Annotated in this window: 11 protein-coding genes; 7 read left to right on the top strand and 4 right to left on the bottom strand. The window is 57.7% G+C overall.

All coding sequences use genetic code 11. The features are described 5' to 3' along the window. The first annotated feature begins 2 nt into the window (after window positions 1-2). From ilvN to queC, 3 genes are all read left to right on the top strand, one after another. Window positions 3-491, top strand: coding sequence for an acetolactate synthase small subunit (gene ilvN / locus M4951_RS25040; protein WP_262024328.1), 489 nt, complete (start codon window positions 3-5; stop codon window positions 489-491). Window positions 492-622: 131 nt separating this feature from the next. Beyond that, the gene (ilvC, locus tag M4951_RS25035; protein ID WP_262024327.1) at window positions 623-1,627 is read left to right on the top strand and encodes a ketol-acid reductoisomerase; all 1,005 of its coding nucleotides are present in this window, start codon (window positions 623-625) and stop codon (window positions 1,625-1,627) included. A gap of 319 nt (window positions 1,628-1,946) precedes the next feature. Further along, a complete protein-coding gene (gene queC / locus M4951_RS25030) occupies window positions 1,947-2,606 on the top strand; it encodes a 7-cyano-7-deazaguanine synthase QueC (RefSeq protein ID WP_262024326.1) in 660 nt (219 codons plus the stop codon). Window positions 2,607-3,279: 673 nt separating this feature from the next. Here the strand turns inward: queC and M4951_RS25025 are convergent. The 3 genes from M4951_RS25025 to M4951_RS25015 form a co-directional block, all read right to left on the bottom strand. Next, entirely contained in the window at window positions 3,280-5,601 is a 2,322-nt protein-coding gene (locus M4951_RS25025) for an alkaline phosphatase D family protein (protein ID WP_262024325.1), read from the bottom strand. Window positions 5,602-5,794: 193 nt separating this feature from the next. Continuing rightward, window positions 5,795-6,814: a type I glyceraldehyde-3-phosphate dehydrogenase gene (gene gap / locus M4951_RS25020; protein WP_262024324.1), complete on the bottom strand. Its 1,020-nt coding sequence runs from the start codon at window positions 6,812-6,814 to the stop codon at window positions 5,795-5,797. 406 nt (window positions 6,815-7,220) lie between these two features. Continuing rightward, on the bottom strand, window positions 7,221-7,514 hold the full coding sequence (locus tag M4951_RS25015) for a hypothetical protein (protein WP_262024323.1): 294 nt from the start codon (window positions 7,512-7,514) through the stop codon (window positions 7,221-7,223). Between the two features lie 312 nt (window positions 7,515-7,826). On the opposite strand from M4951_RS25015, the gene M4951_RS25010 reads away from it, so the two are divergent. The 4 genes from M4951_RS25010 to M4951_RS24995 all read left to right on the top strand — a co-directional run bounded on the left by M4951_RS25010 (window position 7,827) and on the right by M4951_RS24995 (window position 10,748). Further along, a complete protein-coding gene (locus tag M4951_RS25010; protein ID WP_262024322.1) occupies window positions 7,827-8,285 on the top strand; it encodes a hypothetical protein in 459 nt (152 codons plus the stop codon). Between the two features lie 81 nt (window positions 8,286-8,366). Then, window positions 8,367-9,284 carry a DUF692 domain-containing protein gene (locus M4951_RS25005; protein ID WP_262024321.1) on the top strand — a complete coding sequence of 306 codons (918 nt, stop codon included), beginning with the start codon at window positions 8,367-8,369 and terminating at the stop codon, window positions 9,282-9,284. Then, window positions 9,281-10,153 (top strand): DNA-binding domain-containing protein, encoded by an 873-nt coding sequence (locus M4951_RS25000; protein WP_262024320.1) that lies wholly within the window; start codon window positions 9,281-9,283, stop codon window positions 10,151-10,153. The genes M4951_RS25005 and M4951_RS25000 overlap by 4 nt, the downstream gene beginning before the upstream one ends. Window positions 10,154-10,313: 160 nt before the next feature. Next, a complete protein-coding gene (locus tag M4951_RS24995) occupies window positions 10,314-10,748 on the top strand; it encodes a peptidylprolyl isomerase (protein ID WP_262024319.1) in 435 nt (144 codons plus the stop codon). 88 nt (window positions 10,749-10,836) lie between these two features. Here M4951_RS24995 and M4951_RS24990 read toward each other — a convergent pair whose 3' ends face one another. Continuing rightward, window positions 10,837-11,727: a hypothetical protein gene (locus M4951_RS24990; RefSeq protein ID WP_262024318.1), complete on the bottom strand. Its 891-nt coding sequence runs from the start codon at window positions 11,725-11,727 to the stop codon at window positions 10,837-10,839. Window positions 11,728-12,025: the final 298 nt, after the last annotated feature.

Raw genomic sequence — 12,025 nt, 5'->3', positions numbered from 1 at the left:
TGATGCGACACGTCCTTTCGGCGGTCGTCCAGAACGTGCCCGGGGTGCTTGCGCACATCTCGGGGATGCTGGCTTCGCGTGGCTACAATATCGATTCGCTGGCGGTAGGGGAAACCGACGTACCCAACCTGTCGCGGATGACCTTTGTAGTCGTAGGCGATGATCAGGTGCTCGAGCAGGTACGCAAGCAGCTCGAAAAGATCGTCACGGTCGTTCGCGTGCTGGACGTCAGCTCGCAAGACTTTGTCGAACGCGACTTGATGTTGATCAAGGTTTCGACCGCCGGCGGCAAGCGAAGTGAAGTTCGCGAGTTGGCCGACATCTTCCGCGGTCGCATTGTCGACGTCGGCGCCGAAGAAGTCGTGGTCGAAATGTCAGGGACCGAAAACAAGATCATCGCGTTTATCGAAAGCGTACGACCGTTCGGAATTATCGAACTGGTTCGCACCGGCCGAATCGCGATTGTCCGTAGCGGTTGCACCATCGAATAAAGCCCATCGAATAAACCATTTGTCGAGACGCACCGCGCGTCTTGGCTGTTCTTTTGCATGCTCGCAGGGTTCCGGCCTGGGGTCGCTCTGCTTTCCGTATACCCGTTTTGTTGCGTTACAGGAATTTTTCAATGCCCGCCAAGATTTACTACGACAATGATGCCGACCTTTCCGTCTTGAAGGATAAGACGATCGCTATTTTGGGTTATGGGTCGCAAGGACACGCCCAAGCTCAGAACCTGCGCGATAGCGGCTGCAATGTCGTAATCGGGCAGCGTCCTGGCAGCGCCAACTACGATCTGGCCAAAGAGCACGGCTTCGAGCCGATGTCGATCGAAGAGGCCTGCAAGAAGGCCCAGGTCATCAACATTCTGCTCCCCGACGAAGTCCAAGGCGACATCTACAAAGCCCACATCCGCGACAACCTGAAACCGGGCGACGTGCTGATGTGCTCGCACGGCTTCAACATCCACTTCGGCCAGATCGAACCGCCCCAGGGCATCGACTCGCTGCTGGTTGCGCCGAAAGGTCCGGGCCACTTGGTTCGTAGCGAATATGTCGCCGGCGGCGGCGTTCCGTCGCTGATCGCGCTGGGCGAAGGCGCTAGCGAAGAAACCCGCAAGATCGGCCTGGCCTACGCCAAGGGGATCGGCGGCACCCGCGGCGGCGTCATCGAAACCACCTTCGCTGAAGAGACCGAAACCGACTTGTTCGGCGAACAGGTCGTGCTGTGCGGCGGCGTCAGCGAGCTGGTCAAAGCCGGTTTTGAAACGCTAGTCGAAGCAGGCTACCAAGAAGAGATGGCCTACTTTGAGTGCATGCACGAGCTGAAGCTGATCGTCGATCTGCTCTATCAGGGCGGTCTGAACTACATGCGGTACAGCATCTCGAACACCGCCGAGTTCGGCGACTATTCGACCGGTCCGCGGATCATCACCGCCGAAACCAAGGCCGAAATGAAGCGCGTCCTGACCGAAATCCAAGACGGCACCTTCGCCCGCGATTGGATCCTGGAAAACAAAGCCGGCGCTCCCCGCTTCAAAGCGATCCGCCGCCGCGAACGCGATCACCAGGTCGAGCAAGTCGGCAAGCGCCTTCGCAAGCTGATGACCTGGATCGATTCGAAAGAAGTTTAATCGCCTCGCTGGAGCGGTTGAACGACCGCTTGAGCTGCGCAGAAGATACAAAACGCGGTCGTCCTGTTGGACGGCCGCGTTTTTTGGTGAGCGTCCACGAAATCGTAGGGGTCGCTATGCGGACCAGGAAACTTCATTTGGCGCCGCTACATTCTGACGGACGCCAAAAAATTCGCCGCTCGCTTCGCTCGGCAAGATCCATTGCCGTTACGTTCGACTCCCAGGTTCTTTGCATCTCTTTAGGCGACTCGCGGTATTGTAGTATACTGCGCGAGAGCGTTCCTCTCCCGTTTTCCGGATTGCACTCGAAGTCTTCCCCATGCCCAAAGTCGTCGCCGTCGTTTCCGGAGGTATGGACTCCGCCACGTTGCTCTATCACCTGATCGACGCCGGGCACGATGTGCGCGGCATCTCGATCAACTATGGTCAGCGACATGTGAAAGAGCTTGACTATGCGCGTCAGCTTTGTGAGCAGGTCAGCGTGCCGCATATTGTCGCCGATCTCTCGGCGATCAATCCGTTGTTTGGAGCTAACAGCCTAAGCGGCCGCGAGATCGAGATCCCCGAAGGGCACTACGCCGAAGAGAACATGAAGCTGACGGTGGTGCCTAACCGCAACATGATCTTGCTGTCAGTCTCGATCGCCTGGGCGATCAGCCAAGAATGTGTCGCCGTCGCCTATGGCGCTCATAGCGGCGACCACGCAATCTATCCCGACTGCCGGCCGGAGTTCGCCGCCGCGATGGACCAGGCGGCCAAGCTGTGCGACTGGAGCGCCGTCGAACTCTGGCGCCCCTTCGTCGACATCGACAAAGGAGACATCGCCCAGCGCGGAGCCCAACTAGGCGTCCCGTACGAACGGACCTGGACCTGCTACAAAGGGCTCGAAGAGCACTGCGGCAAATGCGGCGCCTGCGTCGAACGAAAAGAAGCGTTCGCCAAACATGGGCTGAGCGATCCGACCGCCTACATGGCGTGACTTCTTATTTCGGTCGAGATCACACGCTAGGTTGTCCCTTGACATTGCACACGGATTCGTGGTCGATTCGCTTGGCGCAGGGAATCGTGACACTGCAAAAGCATCTCTCGCTCGGGAAAGAGCATTCAGGCGGCATGCTGGTCGCCGACGGGGTTCTTTGACAATTCGGAGGCAAGATCTCACGCGGACCACGGCGTCACCAAGACCAATGGGACAGCAAGACCGCATTCTAATCTCGGGTACCAATTCGGCGGTCCGGTCCGGTGATGACTTCGGTGCGACCCTCTAAGCGGCCCAAATTTCCATCCAGGCAGACTGGGTAGTTTGATAGAAAAACGCGCAGTGGTCCGGTCCGACGTTTCGGTCCTATTCGGGACCTCGAAGAACTTTGCAAATTACCCAAATTGCCGCACAGGCAGACTGGGTAGCCTAATAGAAAATTTGTCCAGCGGTCCGGTCCGTAGATCTGGCCCTGCTTGTGGGTTCGCTGGGTGATCTTGGGGGGCAGATTCGATTCCTAAATCACCCAAACTTCCTCCTGGGAAGACTGGGTAATCGGATAGAAAATTTGCGCAGCGGTCCGGTCCTACCTTTTTTGCTTGCGGACGCATTGCCGTCGTCACTCGCGCTTCGGATAGGGATGAAGACGCGAGCGCTGCCGACGCGGCGGGAGTTACGCGATCACGTTTTGTCCGCCGTTTTCTTGTTGCTGGATCGTGATCGGCCAGCCAGGGAATTGGTTCGACGCTTTGCCGTCGGTCGCGTCGACCAGAAATTTGAACGACTCGAGCTTGTAGGTCTTCGCGGCGGTGTCGATGGTGACGATGCCGAAGCCGCTTCCTTTTTGGTGAGCGCGCTCGTAACGGTTCCGTTTTGTGGCGACCTCTGGATTGCCGACGGCGTAGACGTACGCTTTGTTGCCGAAGCCGTCGATGTACTCGCCGGTATCGGCCAGGCCATGTTTCGGACGGTTCTGGTGCGGCATCCCGAGTTCGTCAGGGCGCCACCAGCGGGGATAACCGACGGCGATGGCCGGCGTGCAAAACGACCAGCAACTATCGCGTTGTTTCTCGACGCCGTATTGCACCAGCGTCGTCAGATGTTGATCGCCGTTGATATGCAGCGGCATTCCTTTGCGGATGATATCGATAGTCCGGTTGCGAGCCGTTTGCGGCCAACTGCCGCAGTCGAGATCAGCCTTTAGATAACCGTCGTATCCTCCGTGGTGCGTCGCAACGCCGGCAAAGACGGTTTGACTCAGCAGGACCTTGAGCCCATGCCCGCGCCAATCGTCGACCCATTGCTTCAAAAACTCTTCTTGCCGCTCGCCCAGCAGGATGAGGCCTTCTTTGTCGAGCACCGACGTATCGAAATCAGGATCCGGCACATGGTCAGGGCGACCGCCGCCGGTGTCAACATGATCGGGCCCGCTCTTCCACTGACGATCGGCGACCACGGCGAAGCTAACGTCGCCGTAAACAACATCGCCGTAGTAAACGCTGATGTCCTGCAAGCAAGGAATTGGATCAAACGGATCAGGGTGATGAGCGGTATTCGTCTTGTGGACGACGTTGACCATGCGCGCTGGTTCGCGATAACCGCCGGCCGACGAAGTATCGCCCTTGATCATCGGCGCTCCCCCTTCGCCCCAAATATTGCCTTGAAAGACGTCATGGTCATCCGGCAGACAGAGGGTCGGGCGATCGCGCATCGCTTCTCGGAACGACCAGCCATGCTGATAGTACTTGCGCAGATAGTTGAGGATCGCCGGGTCGGCCGGATCACGGATGAGCCCGTAGCCGCCATGATTTTCGTAAAGCTGATCGCCCGAGAAGTAGAGAATATCGGGATCGAGGGCCAACAGGTTGTTGCAGACCGGCTCGTAGGGAAACGCGTAGTCGTTCTGGCAGGTCAACGCACCGACGCGCAGCGGGCGACCCACGGGATTGGCCTTCACCGTGCCGGTCCAGTCTGACTCGCTGACGCCGCCGTCACGAAGACTTTCGCGATAGACCAGCTTGAACGGCGTTGCGACCTTTTCGTCCCAGTTCGGAATTCGGAACGTCGCAACCCAAGCGTCTTTGTCCAGATCGGCCGTCCCCAGCGAAGTCCATTGATCGTTCTTTTGCACAAGCAGTTCGACGGTCTGGTTATCTTGTTCACCCAGCGGTCCGGTCAACGCACTCAATTTGAGGACAAAGCCTTCATCCGAGCGCGAATCGCTCAGCGAGTACATCGACCACAAGATCGGGCCAAACTTGTTCTCGACCGTTTCGGTCAGCGCGTCGCCGCTGACGTCCCAATTCCAAAATCGATACCGGGCGCCGCGTTTGTTGGCCGACATCTTGTTGAAGTTATTGACCAGGGCGACGTTGCCGAGAACCGAATTGGCGGGAACCGTTTCGGTGAGCGTCGCGAGCGGCTGGTCTGAATCGGGCGTCGCTGCGGTGAGGGTCAGCTGGTACCCTTTCTCGCCGGGCTTACCCGAGAGCGACAGCAGGATCTCTTGGTCAGCCAGTTTCTTGCCGAGAGGTTTTCGCGCGCTTCCCAGGATCAGCTCGCCGGCCGCGACTCCGGCGTCGATACCATTTTTGGCGAAGCAGTTACTGCGATGTTCGTTGATGTCGCTACGTACGCCGATCCGAAAGCCGGCGCCGCCATCGGCTTTGTTGATTTCGACCTGGCGCAGCTTCACTGACATCATCAATGCACCCTGGGCGTTGGTCAGTTGATGAGTCAGCAACTGCACGTTGCGATCACCGCCGGTCGTTTGGCATTCGGCGGCGCCGTCGACGATGCGCCAGTCCTCCATCGGATTGGCCCAGTACTCTTCGCCCAACCAGACGCGGTCATGACGATTTTCGAGTCGACTGACCGACGACGACTTGTCGGTTGCGGCGGCCTCCTGCGCGTGGACGTCCGAATTTTGAAGACTGATCAAAGCGGCGCTTGCCGTCATTGCTTTGATCGCCACGCGTCGAGTTGTTTTCGCCATTGAGTAAGGACTCCTAGCCTTGCCGAATCCGGAGGAAATTGCTTCCCTTGACCGGGGGGTGTTGGGTGTAGAAATGACGCGAATGCGGCCGCACTACCCCATTAAAACTACCTTAGTTTGAACCAGCGCACAAAAAAACCCTCGTCGCGATTTGCGACGAGGGCTTTGTATTTTTGCGATGTAATCGACGTGACTACATATTGCCCAGCTTGGAAACCAGGTCAGCGGTGCGAGCCGAGTAGCCAGCTTCGTTGTCGTACCACGAGACGATCTTCACCAGCGAACCGTCGATCACTTCGGTCTGCGGAGCGGCGAAGATCGAGCTGTGCGGATCACCGATGATGTCCGACGAAACGATCGGGTCTTCGGTGTAGCACAGGATGCCCTTCATCGGGCCATCGGCGGCCGCTTTCATCGCGGCGTTGATTTCTTCCTTGGTGACCGACTTGTCGAGGTTGGCGACCAGGTCGACGACGCTGCCGGTCGGAACCGGAACACGCATCGAGATACCGGTCAGCTTGCCTTTGAGGGCCGGAATCACCAGACCGACCGCTTTGGCGGCGCCGGTCGAGGTCGGAATGATGTTGAGGGCCGCGGCGCGAGCACGGTAAGGATCGGCGTGCGGCAGGTCCAGCACTTGCTGATCGTTCGTGTAAGCGTGAATCGTGGTCATCAAACCATTCTTCAGGCCAAACGAGTCGTTCAAAATTTTGGCGACCGGGGCCAAGCAGTTGGTCGTGCAGCTGGCGTTCGACACGGTTTTCATGTCGGCGGTCAGTTCGTTGTCGTTCACGCCCAGCACGCAGGTCAAGTCAGGAGCGTCTTTGGCCGGAGCGCTCAGCACGACCTTTTTGGCGCCGGCGTCCAAGTGCGAGTCGTAGCCAGCTTTGGCGTCGGTCTTGCGCGAAGTGAAGACGCCGGTGCTTTCGACGACGACGTCGACGCCCAAGTCGCCCCACGGCAGCGCGGCCGGGTTACGCTCTTCAAAGACGCGAATCTTGGTGCCGTTGACGGTCAAACCTTCGGCATCGTATTCGACCGTGCCGGGGAAGCGACGATGCGTGCTGTCATATTTCAGCAAGTTCGCCAGCATTTTGTTGTCGGTCAGGTCGTTGATCGCGACCACTTCGAACTCTTTGCCGCGAGCGATGAGATTACGAAAGGTCAAACGACCGATGCGTCCAAAACCATTGATTGCAACACGAACTGCCACTGTCATTTCTCCTTGAACTAGCGCCGCGGTCTGGGGTGCAACGACCACGTGCGACGCAAACTCGTCTAGTGATGTATCAACTCAAGCGGACGTTCGATCGCCGCTTGCGAAAGCTCTGTCATGCGAAACGCTGTCAGCGGGTCCGTCGCTTCTTTTGATCCGTAGCTGGCTTCGTCGATCGCCTACGAAACCGGTAGTAGAAGAAGGCGATTATACTGCCCTTAAAACCGCATCACAACGGGCGTAAGGGGTAGCCGTAGCAATAGTCCGAAAGGTGGGGTAACTGCTGGTTGCGGGCAACTGTCAGCTGGCAAGCAGCGGTTATCGGCGTTCTATCTCACGCACCTAACAGCACAGAGAACCAAAATGCCAGAATATGCCGAACTTCACGAAGAAAAATTCATTTTTAATCATGACGCCCCAGTAGATGCCGCAGCCCGCGGAAGATCATCAGCGAGAAACCGCTGCCTAGTCCGCCAGAGACGATGCCGATCAGACTGCCGACCAAAACGCCTTGATAGGGATCTTCGGCGATGAGCAAGCCATAAACGGCGCCTATACCTAGAAACGCGGCGACGATGATTCCCTGCAGCAGGTTATCTTTCCAGCGGAAATTTGGCCCGAAGAAGAGATCGGTGAAGAGGTTATAGACGAGCCTGAGCGTCGATCCTCGTGGCGATTGTCTTGGTGTCGTGTTCATCCAATCCGCCCGAAATCAGCGCCGGCCGGTTTGGCGCAGCAAGGAACGCGGTAACTGCAGCGAAAGCGACGTCGCTTTCTCGCGTGTACGATCAATATTAGAAGAAAGTTGGATTCGTTTTGGCAGTCAAACCATGGTTGGGCGCCGCGGATTTCGGCGATCTTAACCAAAAATTTGTAGGTTTATCCACAATCCTCTAGCGGCGGTAGTTGCTAGACTTCTAACAACGCCGCCGGTAGGGTATCTCTCTTGGATTGCCCTTAAAAGACGGCACGTCTGTCTTTTCCCCAAATCCCATCAGGACCCTTCGACATGACTACCAACGACAAACGCCATCTCGATCGTCGCGACTTCAATCGTCTTTCCGCCGCCGCGCTGGGAGGAATGCTGGGAGGCGCCGCGCTCGGCTGTGGTCAAACCAAGACCGATGTCGCCGCAACCGGGGGCGATGCTGCCGGTGAAGAGAAAACAGCGGAGTGGCACCTCTGTCGCGGTTTGAATGAGTGCAAGGGAAAAGGAAAAGGAGGCGACAACGATTGCGCCGGCGCCGGCGCTTGTGCGACGTTGGAAGCCCATGCCTGCGGCGGTCACAATGAATGCAAAGGCCAAGGAGGTTGCCACAACGAAGTCGGCACGAACGAGTGCAAAGGCAAAGGCGGTTGCGCGATTCCGTTGATGGAAGGAGCCTGGGACGGCGCTCGCGAGAAGTTTGAAGCCCGCATGAAGGAAGAAGGCAAAGAGGTCAAACCGGCGCCGGAACCGAAAGCGTAGTTCCCCCCCCTTGCTTGCCTGTGGAACTTTTTCCGGCGCCGCGTTTGGCTGCGCCGGTATTCGCATCCGAGAGAGAACGCCATGACCGCGGCGCGGCTCGGCCATCAAAACCTGGGACTCGGCGTCGGCTTGCGCTCGGTCCACTTCGGCCACATTCTGCAGCATTGGCCGGCGGTCGATTGGTTTGAGATCATCAGTGAGAACTACATCGACACGCAGGGGCGACCGCGTTATGTGCTCGATCAAATCGCCGAGCGCTATCCGCTCGTCATGCACGGCGTATCGCTCTCGATCGGCAGCACCGATCCGCTCGACTTCGACTATCTCGCCAAGTTGAAACGCTTGGCTGGCGAGATCGACGCGCGGTGGATCTCGGACCATCTTTGTTGGACCGGCGTCGCCGGACGCAATTCGCACGACCTATTGCCGATTCCGTACAGCGAAGAGTCGCTGGCGCATGTCGTCGCGCGGATCAAAACGGTGCAGGAGTTTCTCGAACGTCCGCTGGTGCTGGAAGATCCCAGTTCGTACATCACCTTCGCCGCGTCGACAATGACTGAATGGGAGTTTCTCTCCGCGATGGCCAAAGAGGCCGATTGCGGACTGCTGTTGGACGTGAACAACGTCTATGTTTCTGGCGTCAATCATGATTTTGATCCAGCCGAATATGTACGCGGCGTGCCGCACGAGCGGATCGTGCAGTTTCATCTGGCCGGCCACACCAACATGGGCGACTACTGCATCGACACGCACGACGCCGCGGTGATCGACCCGGTATGGCGACTTTATCAGCTTGCGTATGAGTTGACCGGCGGCGCGTCGACGCTATTAGAGTGGGACGCCAACATACCGTCCTTTGACGTGATGCATGCCGAAGTGCTGAAGGCGCGTGGCCATATCGCTGCGCAGTTAGGAGAGTTGCCCGAGCCGATCGCCACCAACAACGCAGACGCACCTGCGCCGCATCCGCTTCACTTTGTGACGCCGGAGATCGAATGAGCGACTCGCACTCGTTAACGACGCTACAGCGCTGGATGCAAAGCGTGATTACGAGTCCACGCGGAATCTCCGCCGGCATCGACAACGCCGCCGCGCGTCAGTGGATCGATATCGCGAGTGACGACGTCGAGCAAGTGATCGCCCGTAGCCAGAAACGCACGAGCATTGAACGACTGCAAGTGTATGGCAACGCGTACTTCGCCCGGTTGGTCGAGTGCATGCGTGAGCAGTTTCCAGCGCTGTGCGAAACATTGGGGCAAGAACTGTTTGACGGGTTTGCGCTCGACTATTTAGACAAACGTCCGTCGACCAGCTATACGCTCGCCCGCTTGGCCGATCAGTTTGTCGCTCATCTGGAAGCGACCCGTCCAGCGGCCGAGAGCGATGCGCCGGGCTGGGCGGACTTTCTGATCGATCTCGCTTCATTCGAATGGAGCGTCGCCCAAACGTTTGATGGCCCCGGTACCGAACAAGTGGGCGTCATCACGCCGGACGATCTGGCGCAAGTCTCGCCAGACGATTGGCCGCAGACGAAATTGATCGCGGCGCCTTGTCTGAGCTTGCACGCCTATCGCTTTCCGGTGAACGCCTACTTCAGCGACTTTCGAGCAGGCCGACCGTTGACCATTCCGCCGGCCGCAGCGACTTGGTTGGCCCTTTCACGGCGCGAGTTTATCGTGCGGCGGATCCCGCTTGAGGAGAGTGAATTCCTGCTTTTACAATCGCTTATCGCCGGCATGAGCGTTGGCGCAGCGATCGAAGCGGCGGCGGAACAAGCGGCCGATTTTGATGCGTTTGCCCGCAATCTGCCCCATTGGTTTCAACGCTTCGCTGGGGAAGGTTTTTTCATTCAATTGGTTAAGCCGTAGACGTAGGGCAGGCCATGCCTGCCGAATGAATTCTCCTGCGATTCCCGCAGGCACGGCCAGCCCTACGCTATTGCGACCGGTTACGCAGCAATCGTTGAAGGGCTAAAATAGGGGATTCTGATATTGCCCCACCGTGTATTTAGCGCAAAGAGGAGACGCGATGAAAGTCGCTTCCATCGAGACCGACAAAGGTACGATCAAAGTTCAGTTGCACGACGACAAGGCGCCGAAGACGGTCGCCAACTTCGAGAAGCTCGCCACCGACGGCTTCTACGATGGACTGAAATTCCATCGCGTGATCAACGACTTCATGGTCCAAACAGGTTGCCCCAACGGCACCGGCACCGGCGGTCCCGGCTACAAGTTTGAAGATGAATTTCATCCCGACTTGAAGCACGACGGTCCCGGCGTGTTGTCGATGGCCAACTCGGGCCCAAACACGAACGGCTCGCAGTTCTTCATCACCCATACGAAGACCGACTGGCTCGATGGCAAGCACGCCGTCTTCGGTAAAGTGACCGAAGGTCAGGATGTGGTCGACGCGATCAAGCAGGGTGACAAGATGATCAAGGTCACGGTTGAAGAGGCCAAATAAGGCTTGTTCCCGTCGTCAGAGTCGTTGCGCGATGCGCCCATTTCAGCTTGCCGCTGAAAGAAGTCATCGCGCTGCGGCGCTCGACTTTTTAGCGATACGGTTTCCACTCAGGAGCCGTCGCCGTGCGAACGGCGGGTGTCGAAATTTCTGGAGAATCGGCAGGCGGCGTCAAATCGACGACCGACGGCACATTGATCCGCGGCGCATGCGACATCCGCGGCTGTAAGTCTTGCATCGCAGGCGTCCAGCGAGACGAGATGGTCGCCGGCAATTGGACGCGAATCTCTTTCTTCTGCTCCAGCTTGCGTCCGTCCGGAGTTTCGTAGCGGACAAACAAAACCAGCGTTTCGTGTTCGGGATATCCGGAGGTCCAGGGCAATTGCAAATGGATCCCCTTCCCCAACAGCGAACGCTTCATCTTGGCTTGTGCGTCGATCGAGTCAAAGTCCCACCGCGCCACGTAGGCGTCTTTACCTTCGCGCGCCGGATCAAGGACGACGACCGACAACTGACCGGTTTCATCGACATATTGGCCGTTGCGATTGCGAGGTTCGATAACGACCATTACCCCTTCATCACCGGGCTTCTTGTCAAAGTCATAGCCGCCGCTCAAGCGTGGATTGATTTGAATCGCCGTGACATGGCGATCGATGACCTCGGCCTCATCGGCGTCGAGCGACATCCCCAAGTCGATCGTGGGAGCTTGTAGTGCGGGGGAACGCGTAACGGGGCGCAACCCGGTCGCCATCAGCATCTCTGGCGTCTCGGGCAAGTCGTTTCTCGATTGGAAGTCGTCGTTCAAGTCGGGGAGACCGAGACGCTTGCGCAGCGTTTCATTTTCGCGCCGGATCGAGTTGATCTCTGAATCTTTCTCTTCGACGACATCTTGCAGCGAATAGACCTTGTCCTCAAGGTAGCGCAAATCACGCTCCAACAGGGCGACATTCGGATCGCTGCGACAGCCGGAAAGAACCAGCACGCAAAACATTCCGATGAGCAAAGTTATCAGGCGAGGTCGAATCACTTGTTTACTGGTTCGCACGGAGAACAATTTGTCGGCAGCGCGCCGACGACGTGAGGTAAATAAAGCAATTGAAAGCGGCTGTCAAACCCAACCCCGGCAACCAGGCTCGGAAACTTTAGCGAATCCGGCGGCCGCGAGAAAAGTCTTCCGGTGCTAGCAGTTCGGCTTGGTCTGGCGTCTGGGGGGGGATTTCGGTAGAAGTTCCAGCGCCTAGATCTCTTTTTATTGATAGCTACCTATCGCAGGACGCAAG

The organism is Blastopirellula sp. J2-11 (genome assembly GCF_024584705.1).
Taxonomy (GTDB): domain Bacteria; phylum Planctomycetota; class Planctomycetia; order Pirellulales; family Pirellulaceae; genus Blastopirellula.
This window is presented reverse-complemented; position numbering and strand designations above follow the sequence as displayed.